At 70.7% G+C, this 20,249-nt stretch carries 16 protein-coding genes and 2 pseudogenes; 5 read left to right on the forward strand and 13 right to left on the reverse strand.

Annotated elements, in window-relative coordinates; all coding sequences use genetic code 11:
• Position 1 precedes the first annotated feature (1 nt).
• Entirely contained in the window at positions 2 to 1,210 is a 1,209-nt protein-coding gene (locus OG985_RS20975; protein WP_371669871.1) for a PLP-dependent aminotransferase family protein, read from the reverse strand.
• Between the two features lie 352 nt (positions 1,211 to 1,562).
• Between OG985_RS20975 and OG985_RS20980 the strand changes: the two genes are divergently transcribed.
• Complete coding sequence (locus tag OG985_RS20980) at positions 1,563 to 3,011, forward strand: FG-GAP-like repeat-containing protein (RefSeq protein ID WP_371669872.1); 1,449 nt, start codon at positions 1,563 to 1,565, stop codon at positions 3,009 to 3,011.
• 28 nt (positions 3,012 to 3,039) lie between these two features.
• On the opposite strand, the gene OG985_RS20985 is transcribed toward OG985_RS20980, so the two are convergent.
• Complete coding sequence (locus OG985_RS20985) at positions 3,040 to 3,942, reverse strand: SAM-dependent methyltransferase (RefSeq protein ID WP_371669873.1); 903 nt, start codon at positions 3,940 to 3,942, stop codon at positions 3,040 to 3,042.
• Between the two features lie 264 nt (positions 3,943 to 4,206).
• Here OG985_RS20985 and OG985_RS20990 point away from each other — a divergent pair, with 264 nt between their 5' ends.
• On the forward strand, positions 4,207 to 4,467 hold the full coding sequence (locus OG985_RS20990) for a hypothetical protein (protein ID WP_371669874.1): 261 nt from the start codon (positions 4,207 to 4,209) through the stop codon (positions 4,465 to 4,467).
• Between the two features lie 352 nt (positions 4,468 to 4,819).
• Here OG985_RS20990 and OG985_RS20995 read toward each other — a convergent pair whose 3' ends face one another.
• From OG985_RS20995 to OG985_RS21005, 3 genes are all read right to left on the reverse strand, one after another.
• Positions 4,820 to 5,890 carry an HTTM domain-containing protein gene (locus tag OG985_RS20995; RefSeq protein WP_371669875.1) on the reverse strand — a complete coding sequence of 357 codons (1,071 nt, stop codon included), beginning with the start codon at positions 5,888 to 5,890 and terminating at the stop codon, positions 4,820 to 4,822.
• On the reverse strand, positions 5,880 to 6,578 hold the full coding sequence (locus OG985_RS21000) for a DUF5819 family protein (protein WP_371669876.1): 699 nt from the start codon (positions 6,576 to 6,578) through the stop codon (positions 5,880 to 5,882). Before OG985_RS21000 ends, OG985_RS20995 begins: the two co-directional genes overlap by 11 nt.
• Before the next feature lie 86 nt (positions 6,579 to 6,664).
• The gene (locus tag OG985_RS21005) at positions 6,665 to 8,101 is read right to left on the reverse strand and encodes an ice-binding family protein (RefSeq protein WP_371669877.1); all 1,437 of its coding nucleotides are present in this window, start codon (positions 8,099 to 8,101) and stop codon (positions 6,665 to 6,667) included.
• Positions 8,102 to 8,660: 559 nt separating this feature from the next.
• On the opposite strand from OG985_RS21005, the pseudogene OG985_RS21010 reads away from it, so the two are divergent.
• Positions 8,661 to 8,771 (forward strand): annotated as a pseudogene (locus OG985_RS21010) (PRC-barrel domain containing protein); the annotation flags it as partial.
• An 85-nt stretch (positions 8,772 to 8,856) separates the two neighbouring features.
• Here the strand turns inward: OG985_RS21010 and OG985_RS21015 are convergent.
• The gene (locus tag OG985_RS21015; RefSeq protein ID WP_371669878.1) at positions 8,857 to 9,276 is read right to left on the reverse strand and encodes a thiol-disulfide oxidoreductase DCC family protein; all 420 of its coding nucleotides are present in this window, start codon (positions 9,274 to 9,276) and stop codon (positions 8,857 to 8,859) included.
• A gap of 260 nt (positions 9,277 to 9,536) precedes the next feature.
• Positions 9,537 to 9,772 (reverse strand): annotated as a pseudogene (locus OG985_RS21020) (transposase); the annotation flags it as partial.
• 91 nt (positions 9,773 to 9,863) lie between these two features.
• On the opposite strand from OG985_RS21020, the gene OG985_RS21025 reads away from it, so the two are divergent.
• Positions 9,864 to 11,042 (forward strand): IS4 family transposase, encoded by a 1,179-nt coding sequence (locus tag OG985_RS21025; RefSeq protein ID WP_371669879.1) that lies wholly within the window; start codon positions 9,864 to 9,866, stop codon positions 11,040 to 11,042.
• Between the two features lie 230 nt (positions 11,043 to 11,272).
• On the opposite strand, the gene OG985_RS21030 is transcribed toward OG985_RS21025, so the two are convergent.
• Positions 11,273 to 12,577 carry a helix-turn-helix domain-containing protein gene (locus tag OG985_RS21030; protein WP_371669880.1) on the reverse strand — a complete coding sequence of 435 codons (1,305 nt, stop codon included), beginning with the start codon at positions 12,575 to 12,577 and terminating at the stop codon, positions 11,273 to 11,275.
• 213 nt (positions 12,578 to 12,790) lie between these two features.
• Between OG985_RS21030 and OG985_RS21035 the strand changes: the two genes are divergently transcribed.
• Positions 12,791 to 13,522, forward strand: a complete 732-nt coding sequence (locus tag OG985_RS21035) for a DUF4232 domain-containing protein (protein WP_371669881.1) — start codon at positions 12,791 to 12,793, stop codon at positions 13,520 to 13,522.
• Here OG985_RS21035 and hemB read toward each other — a convergent pair.
• From hemB to OG985_RS21060, 5 genes are all read right to left on the reverse strand, one after another.
• Positions 13,516 to 14,514, reverse strand: coding sequence for a porphobilinogen synthase (gene hemB / locus OG985_RS21040; RefSeq protein WP_371669882.1), 999 nt, complete (start codon positions 14,512 to 14,514; stop codon positions 13,516 to 13,518). The genes OG985_RS21035 and hemB overlap by 7 nt on opposite strands.
• Before the next feature lie 420 nt (positions 14,515 to 14,934).
• Positions 14,935 to 16,638, reverse strand: a complete 1,704-nt coding sequence (locus OG985_RS21045) for a uroporphyrinogen-III synthase (protein ID WP_371669883.1) — start codon at positions 16,636 to 16,638, stop codon at positions 14,935 to 14,937.
• Entirely contained in the window at positions 16,635 to 17,672 is a 1,038-nt protein-coding gene (hemC, locus tag OG985_RS21050; RefSeq protein ID WP_371669884.1) for a hydroxymethylbilane synthase, read from the reverse strand. Before hemC ends, OG985_RS21045 begins: the two co-directional genes overlap by 4 nt.
• A complete protein-coding gene (locus OG985_RS21055) occupies positions 17,669 to 19,393 on the reverse strand; it encodes a glutamyl-tRNA reductase (protein WP_371669885.1) in 1,725 nt (574 codons plus the stop codon). Before OG985_RS21055 ends, hemC begins: the two co-directional genes overlap by 4 nt.
• Positions 19,390 to 20,151 carry a redox-sensing transcriptional repressor Rex gene (locus OG985_RS21060; protein ID WP_371669886.1) on the reverse strand — a complete coding sequence of 254 codons (762 nt, stop codon included), beginning with the start codon at positions 20,149 to 20,151 and terminating at the stop codon, positions 19,390 to 19,392. The genes OG985_RS21055 and OG985_RS21060 overlap by 4 nt, the downstream gene beginning before the upstream one ends.
• Positions 20,152 to 20,249 lie beyond the last annotated feature (98 nt).

The following is a 20,249-nucleotide window of genomic DNA, read 5'->3' on the forward strand; positions in this document are numbered from 1 at the left end:
CTCAGGCCCGCAGCCCCTCCCCCAGCCTCCGCAGTCCCTCCCCGATCTCCTCGGGGGTCTGCGTCACGAAGCACAGCCGCAGCGTCGCGCGATCGGGCTCGCCGGCGTAGAAGGGTGCGCCGGGGACGTACGCCACCTCCTGCCGCACCACCCGCGGGAGCAGGGCTGTGGTGTCGTACGACTCGGGCAGCCGGGCCCAGAGGAACATGCCGCCCTCGGGACGGTCCCAGGTCGAGCCCTCGGGGAGCGCGTCGGCCAGCCCGGCGAGCATGGCGTCCCGCCGGTCCCGGTACACGGCCGCGACCCGGGCGACGTGCGCGTCCAGGTCCCGGTCCGCCAAGTACCGTGCCGCGGCGAGCTGGTTGACGGTCGGGGTGTGCAGGTCGGCGGCCTGCTTGGCGACCGTGCAGGCCCGGCGCAGTTCGCCGGGTGCCCGCAGCCAGCCGAGCCGCAGGCCCGGGGCCATGACCTTGGAGAAGGAGCCGAGCAGCACGACCCGGTCGCCGGCCTCCTCGTGGGCGGCGATCCACGGCACCCGCCCGCCCTCGAAACGGAGCTCGCCGTACGGGTCGTCCTCGATGATCCACAGACCGCGGCGGGCCGCGACGGCGGCGACGGCGGCCCGGCGCCCGGCGGGCATGGTGCGGCCGGTCGGGTTCTGGAAGGTGGGGACGGTGTAGAAGAGCTTGGGCCGCTCGCGCACCACGAGCACCTCCAGCGCCTGCGGGTCGACGCCGTCGGCGTCCCCCGGCACGGGCAGGACGCGCGCTCCCGCGAGGCCGAAGGCCTGGAGGGCGGCCAGGTAGCACGGGCTCTCGACGAGGACCGTGTCCCCGGGCTCGAGCAGCGCGGTGGCCAGCAGGGACAGCGCCTGCTGCGAGCCGGTGGTGACGAGGATGTCGTCGGCGGTGGTGGGCAGTCCGCGTGCGGAGGCGCGCTCCGCCAGCGCGGTACGCAGGGCGGGCTCGCCCTCCGTGGTGGAGTACTGCAGCGCCCGTTCGGGCGCCTCGGCGAGGACCGCGGCGTACGCGGCCGCGATCCCCTCGGCGTCGAACAGCTCCGGGGCCGGGAGCCCGCCCGCGAAGTTGATGACCTCGGGGCGGGCGGTGACGGCCAGGATGTCCCGTACGGGCGAGCCGCCGATCGACCGCGTCCGGGCGGCCAGGGGCGGCACGGGGGCGTGGACGGGCGCGGGCTCGGTGACGGTCATGACCGGCTCCTTCGGCTGCGGGGACTCGCGTGCCCGCAGCCTAGGGAAGTACGTGCCACCTACAAGCAGGTTTCCGCGATGCGGACGGGCGGGGGGCGGGCGGCGGGCACGGGCAGCGGCTTCCCGGGTGTCCGTCCGCGCGGTCCCCGGAAGCGACCGGTCCGACCGATGCGCGCGGTCCGCCGGGTCCGACCCGGCAGGTCCGCTCGTACAACCCTGCGGCCGAGTCGCCGGTCTCTGGAGGCAAGGGGCGGACGTGACGGCCCGAGACCTGTGAGCGGCCACGGGCGCGTTCGGCGGGTGCGCGGTGTCACGGCCCCCGACCGTCTTCCCACCCAGCACAGGAGACCGTGTGACCGAGCGAGTGCGTCGTACCACTGTGGCCATCGCGGTCGCGATGACCGTCGCGGCAGTCGTCACGCCCACCGGGCCGTCAGGCACGGCTGCGGCGGCGAGCGGAGCCGCGGTGCTCCAGGACGACTTCGACGGGGACGGCTACCGCGACGTCGTGGCCGGCGCGCCGAGCAGGTCGGTCGACGGGAAGGTCGGTGCCGGTGCGGTCACGGTCTCGTACGGGGCGACGTCGTCGGCCCTGAAGACGGCACGCAGACAGACCCTCACCCAGAACTCGTCCGGTGTCCCGGGCTCCGCCGAGGTGTCCGACTGGTTCGGCGACTCCGTGACCAGCGCCGACCTCGACCGGGACGGCTACGCGGACCTGGTCGTCGGGTCGCCCGGGGAAAATGTGGGCTCCGCCCCGGACTCGGGCACCCTGACGGTGCTGTGGGGAGGCCCGCACGGCCTGTCCGGGGGCTCCACGATCAAGGGCACGGAGGTGTCCGGGGAACTCGGCAGAGCCCTGACGACCGGCGACTTCGACGGGGACGGCAGCCAGGACGTCGCCACCGACACCACGATGTTCTACGGTCCGTTCACCCGTACCGGGGCCCCGGTACGGGAGGCGGCGCTGGATCTGGAGCCGTACGACGGCAGGGACGACGCCGGCTGGTCCGATGTCCGGCTCGCGTCGGGCGACACGGACGGGGACGGCATCAGCGACCTGGTGGCCGCCGCCACGTCCGGTCCCGGGGAGAACGAGGAGGAACCCGGACGCCGACTCCTCCAGTACTTCGCGGGTACCAAGGACGGCCTGTCGACGGCCGTCACCCTCACCGACGGCGGCACCCCGTTGGACGGGGGCTCGGATGTCGCCCTGGGCGACCTGGACAACGACGGGTACGACGAGGTCGTGGTCGGCGACGTGGCGAACTCGACGTCCTACGAGCGGGGCGGGGTGATCGTGGTCCTCAGCGGCTCCGCCGCCGGGCCGAGGACCACCGGACCGCGCACCGTCGACCAGGACACCCCGGGCGTTCCGGGCGCCGCCGAGGAGGGCGACGGCTTCGGCGACGCCGTCTCGGTGGGCGACGTCGACCGCGACGGCTACGCCGATGTCGCGATCGGCGTCCCCGAGGAGCGCGTGGGTACGACGCCGCGGGCGGGCAGCGTGGTCGTCCTCAGGGGCGGTGCCCACGGGCTGACGTCGACCGGCGCACGCCTCTTCACGCAGAACACCTCCGGCGTGCCCGGCACGGTGGAGTCCGACGACCTGTTCGGCCGTGCCGTCGATGTCGTGGACGCCACCGGCGACGGCAAGGCGGAACTGGTCATCGGCGGCCCCGGTGAGAACGGTGGTGGCGGCGGGGCCTGGGTGCTGCGCGGCGCCAGCGGTGGTACGACCGCCACCGGATCGTTCGCCTACGGCACCGGCACGCGGATCGGATCGGTCTTCGGCCGCTGAGAGGTGAAGCGGCCTCCCGGACGGCCTCTCAGGCCTTTTTCCCCACCGCCGCGTACACGTTGATGTCCGCGTCCGTGACGTCGTTGATGTCCCGGTGGCGGACCTTCTCGATGTCGTCGAGGGTCGCCAGGTAGGCGGCCTCCGGCTGCTCGGGGACGGGGGCCGCGCCGTCGGGACGCCAGTGGTGCGCCGGGACGACACCGGGGGCGGCGAGTTCCAGCCCGCTGTCCGTGAAGAAGCGCTCGACCTCCGCCTTGGACCGCAGCACGAAGGTGAACCCACGCTCGGTGTACGTGCGCTGCACCGCGCGCACGTTCTCGGCGTTGAGGTCCTCCGTGAGATGACTGAGCACGATGCGGCTGCCGGCGGGCAGCACCTCGACGAGGTCGCGCACGATCGGGTACGCCTCCTCGTCCTCGACGAAGTGCAGGATCGCGACGAGGCACAGCGCGACCGGCCGGTCGAAGTCCAGCGTCTTCGCGGCCTGTTCGAGGATCTGCGCCGGGTTCTTGAAGTCGGCGTCGAGGTAGTCGGTACGGCCCTCGGGCCCGCTGGTGAGCAGGGCGCGCGCGTGGGCGAGGACGACGGGGTCGTTGTCGACGTACACGACCCGCGTGTCGGGGGCGATCCGCTGGGCGATCTGGTGGACGTTGTCCGCGGTGGGCAGGCCGGTCCCGATGTCCAGGAACTGGTGGATGCCGTCCTCCCGCGCCAGGGTGGTGACGGCCCGGCGCAGGAAGTCGCGGTTGTGGCGTACGTCGAGGTAGCCGCGCGGGTTGGCGGCGAGCGCGGCGGCGGCCGCCGCCCGGTCCACGGGGTAGTTGTCCTTGCCGCCGAGGAAGACGTCGTAGACGCGGGCCGGGTGCGCCCTGGTGGTGTCGATCCTCCTGCTCAGCTCGGCGGGATCTTGGCTGAGGGCGTCACCGGACATGGGCGTCTCCCGATCAGGGCTCAACAGGGCCGGTCAACAACCTAACCTCCGGCGGGACTTGATGGTGCCCGGAGTCCACTCCACGGTCCGGCACCCTCGTCGCATCCCGCACCGGCCACCCGGGACAGACTGTTCTCGCAGGTCAGCGGATGTCCCGTCGGACGGGCGTCCCGGATTCGCCGGTGACTGTGGCGCGTGGGAGGGATCGCCGCGCAGGCTGAACTCCCGCACCGGACCCACCACTCAGGAGAGGGACGTACGACCATGCCCGCGCAGCTGACCCGCAACCGCCGAAGGCTCCTCGTCGCGGGCGTCCTCGTGCTCACCGCGTTCGCACTGACGGGCTGCGAGGACGGAAAGGGCGTGCGGGACGAGGGACCGGCCGCGGCGGGACTGCGGCCCGCGGGACCGGCCGCGGCGGAACGACGCGAAGGCCGCCCGGACAAGGGTCCGAGCGGCCTCGAAGCTCTGGAGGGGACCACACCTCGTACACCCACGGGGAGTACGCAGGAGGAAAGCGCGTGAGCGGGGTGATTGTCCACGCCGGCGACGGAGCCGTCTTCTCCACCTCCTGATCAACCGTGACGAGGCCGTCTTCGACGCCGGCGACTGAAGGCCCGCGTCCGCAAGCGCAGCAGCAAGTACGGTGGCTCGATGCCCGGGGCGACGTGCCGGCGCGCGACTGTCTTGGTGCGGTCGTGGACGATGCTCATCGGCACTCCGCCGAAGTGGGCGAACGCCTGCCGGTGGCAGCCAAAGAACGTCGTTAGGTCCTGGCTGGGGGGTCACCGACAAACCCCCCTCCGAGCGTCACACGGGCGGGGCCGCAGCCACAACGGCCTGCGGCCCCGCGATGCCGACCGGTCCTGCGTGGCCCTCAGCGGGTCGACGGTGTCAGCTGCGACGGCACGAGTGCCGGCTCTCCGCGCGGCGGATCCCCCGCCGTGCTCCAGGCGTCCGGCTGCCTGCTCGTGCGCCGCCACCATCGTCCCACTGACCGGTAGAAGCGGTCCGGCAGGAAGACGGCATCCGCGATGATCATCGCGCCGGAGAAGAGCGGCAGCCCCATGAGGACGGCGATGCCCACGTGCATGCCCAGCAGCATGGTCAGGACCGGGTACTTGAGCCGTCCGAACAAGACGAACGGGAACGCGACCTGCAGCAGCACAGTCAGATAACAGGCGATGCTGATCATTACGTCGTGCTGGTCCACCATGAGCGAGAGCTCGGGCCATGGGCGGAACAGGTCAAGGTTCAGGACGTAGTGGAGGGCGGTGCCGTTGCCCCAGGTGCCGCCCTGCGCCTTGTAGAGGCCCGTGGATCCGTAGAGGAAGCAGACCTGGGCCGCGATGACGAACATGCCGCAGTTGTGCAGCGCGAGCGTCAGGGTCCGGCGGGAGTCGCGGAGCCCGGCCGCAGCCCGAGCCGTCGACGGGCACGTGTTTTTGCCCGCGGAGGCTCGCAGACGGGTTCTGCGCGCGTCCAGCGACCAGCGTCGGCCGCAGGCGGTGAAGACCAGGTACATGGCCATCAGGAGGACGAGGTTGTCTCCGCCGTCGGTCATGAAGATGGCTCTGGCGTGGAACGAGGCCACCACGACCGCGAACAGCACGGACACCGCTCTGGTCCGCCAGCCCAGCATGAACAGCGCAGACGTGACGAGAGCCAGCACATAGCACGTCTCGAAGTACGCTCGGCTGTCGGAGAGGGTGAGGATGCTGGCCCACCCCGTCTGATCGAACAGCTGCCTCGCCAGCTCGGGCGTCCACGGCGACCCGGGGCCCCAGATCTCGTCGCGGTGCGGAAACTCGCGCAACAGGAAGACGAGGTAAAGAAATCCGTAACCGATGCGCAGGACCGCCGCGGCATAGAGGGAGACCGGCCGCTCGGTCAGGACGGTGAGCAACGCAATGATCCGATGCGGTGCGCGCGCCTGCTCAGTTTCCATGGGACGTCACCTTCCACCAGGGCAGATACCGCGTTTCGGCAGACGTCGGTGTGGCGGCGGCCGTGCCCGCCGCGGCGGGCACGGCGATGGGCACCGTGATCACCCGCAGCTGGACCGACTCAAAGGCGCCGCCCCGGTGGCCGGAGATGCGTTCTGTGGCGATGTTGGTCAGGTACTGCTGGATCATCAGCGCCCGCTCCGAGTGAGGCTGATCGTCACCACCGTGGGTTTCCAGGTACGAACTCCAAGCCCGCCGCAGCGTGTTCTGTGCCGTATGGCTCGGGAACGCGTTGTGCTCCACCGCCGAGTTGTCGACGGCTGTCAGATCGAACCAGCCGCTCACGTGCACCGTGCCGTCCGGGTCGGTGTGCATGGTCCTCGCCGAAATCTTCCGGTTGACCGACTCGGGATCCGGCGCGAAGAGCCGCCAGTTCTGCTCGAACAGCGGGAAGACCCACGCATTGACCTGGCGGCTGTACTGCCTGGAGAGGGGATTCGGCGGGGCCACGTGCAGAAACACGAGGAGAACATGGATCAGGGCCGTCGCGAGGCAAAGGATCACCGCAGCACTCGTTCCCGCTTTCAGGAGAACGGGCGAAGGCTTGGCAGGTGGGTGGTGGTGCGCAGGGGTTTTCCCACCCCGATCTTTCTGTTCTGTCGGCTCAACTCTGGTCCTGGCTTCTCTCATCGCTTCTCCTGAGAATTCGCCAACGGCGCGCGACGGAATCGAAAAGGATCCGCCGCGCGCCGCTCGTTCTGCTCGCTCAAATCGGGTCAGGCAGCCTTCTCGTGGTCACCTTCGTGATCGCTGTCATAGCCCTCGGGCTTTCCGGGCTTTTCGCCGTGGTCGTGGCCGCCGGGCTTTTCGCCATGGTCGTGGCCGCCGGGCTTTTCGCCGTGGTCGTGGCCGCCAGGCTTCCCACCATGGTCGTGGCCGCCAGGCTTCCCACCGTGATCGTGGTCTTCGGGCTTCCCACCGTGGTCGTGGTCGTGCTCGTGCTCGTTGCCACCGGTTCCGCCGCCCGTGACGCTGCCCGTGGTGCCCGCGACGAGGCCGCCCAGGGCGCCCCCGGTGGTTCCGCCCGTCGTCAGGGCGCCGCCGAGAAGACCACCCAGGGCGCCACCGGTTCCGCCACCCGTCGGCACACCGCCGATGACGCCGCCTGTCGTGGTGCCGCCTGTCGTGGTGCCACCCGTCGTGGTGCCACCCGTCGTGGTGCCGCCCGTCGTGGTGCCGCCCGTCGTGGTGCCGCCCGTCGTGGTGCCGGCGATCACGCCACCCGTGATCAAGCCACCGGTGGTGCCACCAGTGCCCCCGGCCGCGCACGGTCCCAGGAAGATCCTGTTCGTGTCCAGCGTCACGGCGCCGTCACCGGTACCGCCCGCATCGGCCAGCAGTCGGCCGTTGATGGTCGCCCCCGTGGTGGCGCTGATCGAGGTGTTGGCGAGGATGGTGCCCACGAACGAGGTGTTGGTGCCGAGCGTGGCCGAACTGCCCACCTGCCAGAACACATTGCACGGCGAGGCACCGTTGACCAGGCTCACCGTGCTGTTCTGGGCTGCCGTCGTCAGAGTCGAACCGATCTGGAACACCCAGACGGCATCGGGGTTGCCCTGGGCGTCCAGGGTGAGCGTGCCGGTGATCTGTGCGCTGCTGTTCGCCCTGTAGAGGCCCGGCGTCAGCACCTCGCCGCCGAACTCGTGGGGAGCGTCGTTGTACACCACGGGGTCCAGAGACTGTCCGGCGGCCTGGTTGTACGCCGTGGTCAGCTCGATCTTGGCCTGGCCCGCGTGGGCATCGGCAGCGTGCAGAGTCCCGGGCGGGGTCACAACGCCGGGCGGGAAGCCGGTGATGGCTGTACCTGGGCTCACACCGACGTTGAGACCTTCGACCACCGTGGGGCCGGTATTGGTGACGGTCGCACCACCCAGTACTCCGTAAGTGGCCAGCGTCGTACCGATCGGCACGGGGGTGGCAATGGCATTTGCGCGTGTCGGCGTCAGAGCGAGGACGACGGCGGCGATCACCACAGCCGCTACCGCCACGATCCACGTCGACATGGTGCGCCGCAGTGGCGCATCAGGAATGTTCAGCGTCATCGAGGGGCCAACTCCTTGGTACGGATCGTCTTGACAGATCCAGTCGCGCAGAATCGTCTGTTTCTGGCGTTGGCATATTACTGAGGAGTGTGCCGGGTTCTCCGGAATCACTGAACGGACCTTGAATTACATAGGAATACTTAATGGGCTGGACAGGTCAGAAATCTGAACTATCGCCGGAGCCGGCCATCCGGCATGACCGGCGGAACGGGAGACCACCGCCAGAAGATCACATGCCTCCCGTGGCGGGCCGCCCCCTGTGGGCATCGCCCGAGACGGGAGGACTTAGTGATCTTGATATCCGCGACGCGGATCTGGCCCACCGTCTGGGATTGTCCGATGAGTGAGGGTCTGGTCGCCGGTGTCAGGCCACGCGCAATACACCCAGCACGCTCAAACCGACACGACAGGGCATCCGGCGCCTCGCAGGCCGCGGGAAGAGTGCGTCCGAGGCATCAATCGGCCATTTCGGAGCTGCATACTCCGCAGTACTATTGAATGTGGGCTGGTTCACTCTCACGTGCAACCACTCGGAAGGGCGACTCCGGCGTGTTGCGCCAGAGTCGTTTTCCCCGCCGTCGGCGATTTTGGCGTAAGGCCGCCCAATCGGTGCCGGGCAACATTCCATGGGCCGACGGCACGGCAGGCGGGCGGGCCGGAAGAAGAAGGCATGATTCCGGCAGCGGATATCCGCGAATGGCGCGATCGCGGGGTCGTCGACCCGAATGGCCACAAAATCGGCGTGCTCGAAGCGGTCTACGTGGACACAGACGAACCGGCCGGCTCCTGGCGCAGCAGGTCGTGGCGGGCATCAGTCTGTGGAGCCGTGTTGCTGAACACGCAGGTCGGGATGCGCATGGCGGGTCTCACGCGCCGCGCGGCGGTACCGCGCACGCGGATGCGCCGCCGGGCAGCCGGTGCCGGTTGCGGGACACCCAGCGGTAGACCATGCGGGCGCAGGCGCGGATGCCGGGGAGACGGACCACGGCTGCAAGCGCGCGATACGCCGGCGACGGCGAGGTGCCCAGGTAGCGGGCCAGGGCGTCCGCCCCGCCCGCGAGGACCGCATCGCCGCACAGCAGCAGAACCTCACGGTCCAGACGTTCGAAGTGCGGCGCTGTGGACTCAGCGGGCAGAAACTGCCACGGCACCGCTTCCAGGGTCGGTGCGGCGAGCACCCGGACACGGTCGACGGACGTCTGACAGAAGCCACAGTCCCCGTCGTAGGCGAGTACGGGCGCCGACGGTCGTACCGAGGGCGATGGCCGGCGGCCTGGATGCGTCACGGGTTCTCCGTCCAGCGTTGTAGCAAGGATTCTCGTTTTGCCGGGCGCAGGGCACGTGATCCGGGCGAACCCATGAGCCAGTCGGTGAGCATGGCCGGAGAAGTCTTTCTCTGGACGAAGAGCTCCAAGAGGTTGGAAATCATTGTTGATGACGATATCTGAGACACCGGGAACTCGGGAACTCGCACCATGCCTGGAAATACGACAGCGACGGTGCACTCCACCGCCCCGACCGAGTCGTCGCGGACCTGGACCTCCTAGATCAGGCGGCCCAGCTCCCGTCCGCCTCCCACCGGGCGAACCGCTCATAGACCGTCTGCCACGGCCCGAAGCGTTCCGGCAGGTCACGCCACGGAGCACCCGTCCGCAACCGCCACAACACCCCGTTGATCACCTGCCGGTGATCCCGCCACGGACGACCCCGCCCGTCAACACCCGGCAACAGCGGCGCCATCCGCTCCCACGCCGCATCCGTCAGCTCACCACGACCCACCACAAGATCAATTATCAGACAAGGCCTAGGAGCAATGCCGTTGCTTTTGGCGTGGGCGTAGGCTGCTTGGGAGTGGGGCCTGGGGGTGGTTGGGGTGGCTTCGAGCGCGTCGGACTTATCGGGTCTTGGTCTGCTGACGTGGGTGTATCCGCCGGGGTTGGTGGACCGGGTGGTGGCCGCGTGTGGTCGGGCAGAGCAACGGAGACGGCTGCTTCCTGCGCGGTTGGTGGTGTATTTCGTCCTGGGGCTGGCGCTGTTTTCGCCTGCGCCTTATCTCGAGGTCATGAGGCATCTGGTCGCGGGTCTGCGAGGGCTGGGACTGTTGGGCGACTGGCATGTTCCGGCGAAGTCTTCGCTATTCAGAGCACGGCAACGGCTCGGTTTTGAACCGCTGCAGGTGCTGTTCGCGGCGACCGCGAAGCCGATGGCCGACGAGTCGACACCGGGCGCGTTCTGGCGGGGTCTGCGGGTGTTGGCCGTCGACGGGACCTGCTGGGACGTCGCCGACACGGAAGCCAACGAGGCCGCGTTCGGGCGTCCCGGCAGCGGCCGCGGAGCAAAGCGCAGTGCGTTCGTCCAGGTGCGGATGGCGGCGCTGGTGGAAGCGGGCAGCCATGCGGTGCTCGATGCGGAACTCGCCGGCTGCCGGACCGGTGAAGTCACCCTCGTCGGCCGTCTGCCCCGATCCTGCACTGCGGGCCAGCTGGTCCTGGCCGACCGCGAATTTCTCGGCGTCCCGCTGTGGCGAGCCTTTACCGACAGCGGCGCCGACCTGCTCTGGCGGGTGCCGGCCAACCGCGTCCTGCCCGTGAACAAGCTATTGCGTGACGGATCGTGGCTCTCCAACATCCACGCCACCACCGACCCGGCAAAACGGGACCCGGTGCACGTCCGCGTGCTGGCCTACCAACTCAAAGGCACCAGCGAGGACGCTGCGGCAAGCAACTATCGCCTGGTCACGACGCTGTTGGACGCCCGCCGCTACCCAGCCCGGCAGCTGGCCGCTCTCTATCGGGAGCGCTGGGAGATTGAGTCCGTCTTCGCCGAGATCAAGACCTTTCAACGCGGTGCGAGGGTGGTCCTCAGCAGCAAGACACCAGACGGTGTCCTCCAACAGATCTGGGCTCACCTCCTGGTCCATCACGCACTGCGGGAACTCATGCTGAGAACCGCAGCCACCCGTCAACTCGACCCGGACCGGATCTCTTTCACCGAAACTCTGCGTTCCGCCCGGCGCAGTGTGACCGTCACGCCGGGCGGTTTTTCCCCCTGAGCTCCTGGTCCGAGCACTGCAGGTACTCCAAGAAGACCTGCTGGAAAGACTTCTGCCCGCCAGACGGCTCCGCAGCCAGCCCCGCGTCGTTAAGCGCAAGATGTCCAACTACTGGCTCAAGCGGACTGAACATCAAACCTGGCCCCAACCCACCCACACCGGCACCCAAGCCATCCGCATCAAACGAGCCCGGCCACCCGACCCAGACCCGTAATGCAACGGCATTGGGCCTAGGAGCCCTGGCTCTCCCCGGCCCCGACCCAGCCGGAGCCACCTAGGGGGAACTCGTAGGCCGGGCGCCCGTTGTTGCCGCTCGTACGGAAGGGGCGGCCCCGGTCGTCCACGGTCAGGATGCCGTGCCGCGAGCCGCTGGACCATGCCAGCTCCAGTCTCCAACTCACGTCGTACGCGGAGGCGTCGGCCTTGACGTAGAAGACCTCGGGGTCGGACTCGCTCACCTTGAACGGGAAGTCCTTGTGGCCCGCCTCGGGTACGACCGCGGGGCGGGCGGCGTCGAGGGCGACCGTGAAGGAGCGGTTCGGGATGTCACCGCCGCAGCCGACACCGGGGTAGCCCATCGCGTAGTCGTTCCAGGCGAGCGGGGCGCGCTTGCCGTCCATACGGACCGTGAGGCTGTTCACTACCACGGTCCGTTCGCCGGTGCCCTGCACGGTGAGCGTCAGGTACTGCTCGCCAGACGCGACGGCACCCAGCGCCGACACCCAGGCGGCCGCGTCCTGTTCCAGCGGCGGCGGAGACACCCGCTCCGGAGCGCGGTCGATCAGGTAGCGCTGTGAACAGGGGCTCTCCCAGGAGTACGGGGCCGCGCCGACCGTCAGCGGAACCGCCGGGCCGTCGTCCCCGGTGGAGCCGGTGGCGGGGGACGCGGGAACTGATGCCCGCCGCCGGGCCCCGTCCCCGCCCTCGTCCTTGCTGTCCTTGCCCTTCCCGGTGGCGGACGCGGAGGGCGAGCCACCGGTCGCCGACACGGAAGGGGACGCGTCGTCCGCCTGCCCGCTCCTGTCGGACGCGGCGGCGACGGTACGGCCGCCACGATCGTCGTCCGTCCCGCCTGAGGGCAGGTTCACGACGAGCACGACGGCACCGAGGACGGCGGCCGCGGCGATCGCGGCGACTCCGGCGAGCCGGACGGAACGGGGCCGGCGCGTCGGCTTCGGTTCCTCGCCGAGCGGCCCGGTCACGGACGGCACCTCGTCGGAACCGTCCGACGGAATCACCGCTCCCGCGCCGGAGGGCGACGGCGGAGCAACCTCCCCCTTCCGCCCCCGCATCGCGTCGGCCAGCACCCACCGTCGGTGCAGTGCGACCAGTTCCCCCGGGGACGCCCCGCACAGACGGGCCAGCCGCTCCACGGGCGCGTAGTCCGTGGGCACGGCGTCCCCGTTGCAGTAGCGGTGCAACGTCGACGTACTCATGTGGAGCCGTTTGGCGAGCACCCCGTAGCTGAGTGCGGAGCGGTCCTTCAACTCGCGCAGTGACGCGGCGAAGTCGGCCGCGGCAGCGTCTTCAGGCACGTTCCAGTCCTCCCCCGTGTCCCGTCCAGGCGTTCCAGGGACGGGGCGTTCCCCCAGGTCAGTGGTGGTGTGGGCGTTCCAGCGTCCCTGATCGCCGGCCGGCTGTGGCGGACGGGACGGTTCAGCCCACACGCTGTTGCCATCCAAGCACGCCGTTCCCGTCACCCGGTCGAGCGGTCTGCTTCAACCACCTTTTACGGAAGAGGATCTGTCATGCGCTCACGTCGTATCCGCCTGCTCGCCGCCACCGGCGCCACCGTCGCCGCCCTCGCCCTCACGGCGTGCGAGGACGGTACGGGAGCGAAGGACGAGGGCGCCTCGCAGCTCACCGCGTCGGCCTCGGCCAACACCTCGGCCACCACGTCCCCCGACCCCACCGCGGACGCCGGGGACGGCTCGGGCACGGGCACGGGAACGAACGCCGGCACAGGCGCGGGAACCGGAACGGGAGCCGGACAGAAGACCAACTCCGGCACCGGCAAGGCGACGTCGTCCGCGGACCCCTACGCCCCCGCGAACCGCGTCGCGTGCAACGGCTCCAACACGGCCGTCACCGCCCAGAAGGTCGCCCGGCCGCTCAACCACCTGCTGATCACCGTCCGGAACACCGGCTCGAAGGTGTGCGACCTGACGTACTACCCGGTCGTCCGCTTCGACGAGATGCAGTGGGTACCGCAGCCGCTCAAGGCGTCCCACCCGCAGGCGGTCACCACGCTCGCCCCGGGTGAGTCCGGCTACGCGGGTGTCCTGCTCTCCGCCGCCGACGGCAGCGGAGACGGCGGCACCACCGGCCACAAGCTGACCGTCGCCTTCCAGGGCAGGACCCCCGACAGCAGCGGCGGCGCCTCCGCGACCCCGCCCCTGCCGGCCAAGGGCGTCTACTACGACAGCTCGATGTGGGTCACGTACTGGCAGCAGGACATGGACGACGCGCTCGCCTACTGACCCGCCAGTTTCTGGGCCACCTCGGTGGCCCAGTAGGTGAGGATGTTCCGTGCGCCCGCCCGCTTGATTCCGGTCAGCGACTCCAGGATCGCCCGGTCCCGGTCGATCCAGCCCCGCTCGGCGGCGGCCTCGATCATCGAGTACTCGCCGGAGATCTGATACGCGGCCACCGGCACGTCGACGGTGTCGGCGACCCGCGCCAGGATGTCGAGGTAGGGCCCGGCGGGCTTGACCATGACCATGTCGGCGCCCTCCGCCAGGTCGAGGGCCAACTCCCGCAGGGACTCCCGCTGGTTGGCGGGGTCCTGCTGGTAGGTCTTCCGGTCGCCCCGGAGCGAGGAGCCGACGGCCTCACGGAACGGGCCGTAGAACGCGGACGCGTACTTCACGGTGTAGGCGAGGATCGCCACGTCCTCGCGCCCGATCTGGTCGAGGGCGTCACGGACGACGCCGATCTGGCCGTCCATCATCCCGCTGGGCCCGACGACATGGGCACCCGCGTCGGCCTGGACCTGGGCCATCTCGGCGTACCGCTCGAGCGTGGCGTCGTTGTCGACGCGCCCCTCGGCGTCCAGCACCCCGCAGTGCCCGTGGTCGGTCGTCTCGTCGAGGCACAGGTCGGACATGACGAGCAGGTCGTCCCCGACCTCGGCCCGTACGTCACGGAGGGCGACCTGCAGAATGCCGTCCGGGTCGGTGCCCGGCGTGCCGAGCGCGTCCTTCTTCGACTCCTCCGGCACACCGAACAGCATGATCCCGGAGATCCCGGCCTCGACGGCCTCCACGGCGGCCTTCCTGAGGCTGTCGCGGGTGTGCTGGACGACGCCGGGCATGGCCGCGATCGGCACGGGCTCGGCGACGCCCTCGCGCACGAAGGCCGGAAGGATGAAGTCCGCGGGGTGCAGCCGGGTCTCGGCCACCATGCGCCGCATGACGGGAGTGGTCCGCAGCCGCCGCGGCCGCGTGCCGGGGAAGGATCCGTACGTCGTCATGCCCACTACGCTACGCCCGCCCCGGCACCACCTTTGCCGACGCGACGTCGGTGCCCCGGACGCCTCCGGCACCGGGTCCTGAGCCCGGCGACAGGTGCGCCCCACCCCGTCAGCGGCTCCGCGGCCGAGCGGCCGCGGCACTCACACCGGCACCAGACACAGGCGGCCGCCGCCGGCAGACCGAGCACCGCACCACGCCCGTGCGCGCCGCGACGGCGACACCGGCTCCCTCGACCGCGCTTCCGCGCACCCTGGCCACCGACGGCGGGCTGGTGGTCGCCGGTGACGCCGACGAGACGCCCGGTTCCGCGACACACGGAGGCCGGAGCGGGCGCCGGAGACGGTCAGGCCGACGGAACCGAGCCGGTACCTGGGCCGGTACGGAGAAGGGGCGCTCCCAGAGGAGCGCCCCGTCACAGCTCAGGTCGTCGAACGACGCCGTCGCGCTCCCGGCCGGCGCTCGCTCGGACGCGTCACCGCGTCGCCCGCCTCCCGGGCCGCGGCTCTGCGGCGCAGCCCGAAGTCGGCCAGCGCCTCCGCCAGTTTGTGCACGGACGGCTCGGGCGCCATGACGTCGACCCGGAGCCCGTGCTCCTCCGCGGTCTTCGCCGTGGCCGGGCCGATGCACGCGATCACGGTCACGTTGTGCGGCTTGCCGGCGATGCCCACCAGGTTGCGCACCGTGGAGGACGACGTGAACAGCACGGCGTCGAACCCGCCGCCCTTGATCGCCTCACGCGTCTCCGCCGGCGGCGGCGAGGCCCGCACGGTCCGGTATGCGGTGACGTCGTCGACCTCCCAGCCCAGCTCGATGAGCCCGGCGACGAGCGTCTCGGTCGCGATGTCGGCCCGCGGCAGGAACACCCGGTCGATCGGGTCGAAGACCGGGTCGTACGGCGGCCAGTCCTCCAGCAGTCCGGCCGCGGACTGCTCGCCGCTGGGCACCAGATCGGGCTTCACACCGAAGGCGATGAGCGCCTTCGCGGTCTGCTCCCCGACCGCGGCGACCTTGATGCCGGCGAAGGCGCGGGCGTCGAGCCCGTACTCCTCGAACTTCTCACGGACGGCCTTGACGGCGTTGACCGACGTGAAGGCGATCCACTCGTACCGTCCGGTGACGAGTCCCTTGACCGCCCGCTCCATCTGCTGGGGTGTGCGCGGCGGTTCGACGGCGATCGTCGGCACCTCGTGCGGCACCGCGCCGTAGGAACGCAACTGGTCGGAGAGCGAGGCCGACTGCTCCTTCGTCCGCGGCACGAGGACCTTCCAGCCGAACAGCGGCTTGGACTCGAACCACGAGAGCTGCTCACGCTGAGCCGCGGCGGAACGCTCACCGACCACGGCTATCACCGGCCGGCCGCCCTCCGGGGACGGCAGCACCTTGCCCTGCTTCAGCATCTGGGCGATCGTCCCGAGCGTGGCGGTCCAGGTCCGCTGCCGGGTCGTCGTACCGGCGACCGTCACGGTCATCGGCGTGTCCGGCTTGCGGCCCGCCGACACCAGTTCACCGGCGGCCGCGGCCACGGAGTCGAGCGTCGTGGAGACGACGACCGTACCGTCCGAGGCCCCGACCTCCGTCCAGCAACGGTCCGAGGCGGTCCGCGCGTCGACGAACCGTACGTCCGCGCCCTGCGCGTCGCGCAGCGGCACACCCGCGTAGGCGGGCACGCCGACGACCGCGGCGACACCGGGCACGACCTCGAAGGGCACACCCGCGGCGGCGCAGGCGAGCATCTCCTCGGCGGCGTACGTATCGAGTCCGGGGTCCCCCGACACCGCACGCACGACCCGCCTGCCGCCGCGCGCGGCCTGCATGACAAGATGTGCCGCATCCCGCACAGCGGGTACCCCAACGGTCGTCGACGTGCCGTCAACCACCGTGAGTTGGGGCGTGCCTGGGCCCGGCAACGGGTCAGCGGGGCTCGTGTCCGTGTTCACCTCGGACACACCCGGCTTGGCATGCAAACGTACGACGTCGAGCACCTCGTGCTCGGCGACGAGAACGTCCGCGTTCGCCAGCGCCTCCACGGCGCGCAGCGTAAGTAGTCCCGGATCCCCGGGTCCGGCACCGAGGAAGGTGACGTGCCCGTGTTCCGGACCGGCGGGAAGAGTGGTGGGGCTCACTGTGCTCGCTCCCCCATCAGACCGGCCGCGCCCTGGGCAAGCATCTCGGCCGCGAGTTCACGGCCGAGCGCCATTGCCTGGTCGTACGTCTCGGGCACGGGACCGGTGGTGGACAACTGCACCATGCGTGAGCCGTCGGTCGTGCCGACGACCCCCCGCAGGCGCATTTGCTTGACAATCTGCCCGTCGGCCTGGGGGTCCCCCCGCTCGAGCGGAGCCGAGAGTGGGGGAAGGTCGGCCAGCGCGCCCACAGGGGCACTGCAACCGGCCTCCAGGGCGGCGAGCAGGGACCGCTCGGCGGTCACGGCGGCCCGGGTGAACGGGTCGTCGAGCTCTCCGAGCGCGGCGATCAGGTCCGCGTTGTCCGCGGCACACTCGATCGCGAGTGCCCCCTGGCCGGGGGCGGGCAAAACCGTGTCGACCGACAGGAAGTCGGTCACCTCGTCGGCCCGGCCGATCCGGTTCAGTCCGGCGGCGGCCAGGACGACGGCGTCCAGCTCACCGTCCTTGACGTACCTGATCCGGGTGTCGACGTTCCCGCGGATCGGCACGGTCTCGATGTCGAGGCCGTGGCCGCGCGCGTACGCGTTGAGCTGCGCCATGCGGCGCGGCGAACCGGTGCCGACGCGGGCCCCGCGCGGAAGGTCGGCGAACTTGAGGGCGTCGCGGGCGACGATCACGTCCCGCGGGTCCTCGCGCTCCGGTACGGCGGCCAGGACCAGGTCCTCGGGCTGCGTGGTCGGCAGGTCCTTCAGCGAATGAACCGCGAAGTCGACCTCGCCCCCGAGCAGCGCGTCCCGCAGCGCCGTGACGAACACACCCGTGCCGCCGATCTGCGCGAGGTGCTCACGGGAGACATCGCCGTACGTGGTGATCTCGACGAGCTCGACGCGTCGCCCGGTCACCCGGCTCACGGCGTCCGCCACCAGCCCGGACTGGGCCATGGCGAGTTTGCTCCGCCTGGTTCCGAGCCTCAGTGCCCGTTTTTCGTCTGTTCGCCCACGGGCGGGCGCTCCGGCCGCTGCCTCAGTCATGCTGGCCCTCGGTTCTTGCTGTTCTCATCGGGCTTGTCGATGCCGTCCTCGGCGCGCGAGACGGCGGCCACCGTCTCGGGGTCGAGGTCGAACAGGGTGCGCAGCGCGTCCGCGTACCCGGCGCCGCCGGGTTCGGCCGCGAGCTGCTTGACCCGTACGGTCGGCGCGTGCAGCAGCTTGTCCACGACGCGCCGCACGGTCTGGGTGATCTCGCCGCGCTGCCTGTCGTCCAGGCCGGGCAGCCGCCCGTCGAGCCGGGCGATCTCGCCCGCCACGACATCGGCCGCCATGGTGCGCAGCGCGACGACGGTGGGCGTGATGTGCGCGGCCCGCTGGGCTGCCCCGAAGGCCGCGACCTCGTCGGAAACGATACGCCGCACCTGGTCGACGTCGGCCGCCATCGGCGCGTCGGCGGAGGCCTCGGCGAGCGACTCGATGTCGACCAGCCGCACACCGGTCAGCCGGTGCGCGGCCGCGTCGATGTCGCGCGGCATGGCCAGGTCGAGGAGGAAGAGGACCGGCTCGGACCGGGGTGCCACGGCCGCCGGTTCGGGCCTGCGCCGCTCGGGGATCCGGCCGACGGTGGCCGCGGTCGCGGCGAGCGCGGTGATCAGCTCGGCGTCGGCCTCGGGCCGGCGGACGCTGTCCCGGCGGTCGACGGTGCCGCCCACCACCCAGGCGGCGTGCTGCTCCAGCGTCGCCGCGTCCAGACCGGCCACGGCGGCCTCCCCGGCCACGGAGAAACCGGTCGCGCCCTGCACCGCGGACAGGTCGAGCGGACAGCCCTCCTCGGTACCGACGGAGGTGGGCGGCAGGTCGTGCGGAGAATGCGCGGGTACGTCGTCCTCGGCCCGGTGCCCGGACAGGGCGCCCTCGGGCAGCCGGCTCTCGACCGCGGCGGCGACTTCCCCGGCGGTCAGCACGAGTCCCGTCGCCCCTGTACAGGAGACGGCGACGTCGGCACGTGTCAGCTCGGCCGGCACCGCGTCCATCGGTACCGCGCGGGCCGGCACGTCCGTGTCGTCGCCCTCGGTGAGGATCTGCGCGAGACGCTCGGCGCGGTCGTAGGTGCGGTTGGCGATCACGATCTCGGCGACACCGGCACGCGCGAGGGTGGCCGCGGCCAGCGAGGACATCGAGCCGGCGCCGATCACCAGGGCCTTCTTGCCCTCGGCCCACCGCGTGACGGCCGTACCGGACGACAGCTGCTCCAGGCCGAAGGTGACCAGGGACTGCCCGGCGCGGTCGATGCCCGTCTCGGAGTGGGCGCGCTTGCCGACCCGCAGGGCCTGCTGGAACAGGTCGTTCAGCAGGCGGCCGGCGGTGTGCAGGTCCTGCGCCCGGGCGAGGGCGTCCTTGATCTGGCCGAGGACCTGTCCCTCGCCGACGACCATGGAGTCCAGCCCGCACGCCACCGAGAAGAAGTGGTGGACGGCCCGGTCCTCGTAGTGCACGTAAAGATAAGGAGTGAGCTCCTCCAGGCCGACCCCGCTGTGCTGGGCGAGCAGCGTGGACAGCTCGGCGACGCCCGCGTGGAACTTGTCCACGTCGGCGTACAGCTCGATGCGGTTGCAGGTGGCGAGGACGGCGGCCTCGGTGGCCGGCTCGGCGGCGACGGTGTCCTGCAGCAGCTTCATCTGGGCGTCCGCGGACAGCGAGGCCCGCTCGAGCACGCTGACCGGGGCGCTGCGATGACTCAGCCCGACGACGAGGAGACTCATGCCGGCATCACGGCGGGTACGTCCCCGTCGGGCCCTTTGTCGGTGGACTCCTCGCGGGTGGCGGCGGCCGGGGCGGCGGCGGCCGCGGCGGCCACCTCACCCGCCTTGCGCTGCTCGTGGAAGGCGAGGATCTGAAGCTCGATGGAGAGGTCGACCTTGCGCACGTCGACCCCGTCCGGGACGGTCAGCACGGTCGGCGCGAAGTTCAGGATGGAGCTGACGCCGGCCGCGACGAGCCGGTCGCAGACCGGCTGGGCGGCACCGGCGGGGGTCGCGATCACACCGATCGACACCCCGTTGTCCTTGATGATCTTTTCCAGCTCGTCGGAGTGCTGGACCGGAATCCCGGCGACGGGCTTCCCGGCCATCGCGGGATCGGCGTCGATGAGGGCGGCGACCCGGAAACCACGGGAGGCGAAGCCCCCGTAGTTGGCGAGCGCGGCACCGAGGTTGCCGATACCGACGATCACTACCGGCCAGTCCTGGGTGAGGCCCAGTTCGCGGGAGATCTGGTAGACGAGATACTCGACGTCGTACCCCACACCCCGGGTCCCGTAGGAGCCGAGGTAGGAGAAGTCCTTGCGCAGCTTCGCGGAGTTGACCCCCGCGGCGGCCGCGAGCTCCTCGGAGGAGACCGTGGGCACCGAGCGCTCCGACAGTGCGGTCAGCGCGCGGAGGTACAGCGGAAGACGGGCGACGGTGGCCTCGGGAATCCCTCGGCTACGGGTCGCCGGTCGGTGAGTTCGGCCAGTTGCCACGGTGCTCCTGCGGGTAGAGCGGGGCTGCAGGCGGTCACACGTTCCCAGACCGCCCCGTCGAATGCAGGCTATGTCTTTGTGAACGCGTGCACAAAGAT

The sequence above is a fragment of the Streptomyces sp. NBC_00289 genome (assembly GCF_041435115.1).
Taxonomy (GTDB): domain Bacteria; phylum Actinomycetota; class Actinomycetes; order Streptomycetales; family Streptomycetaceae; genus Streptomyces.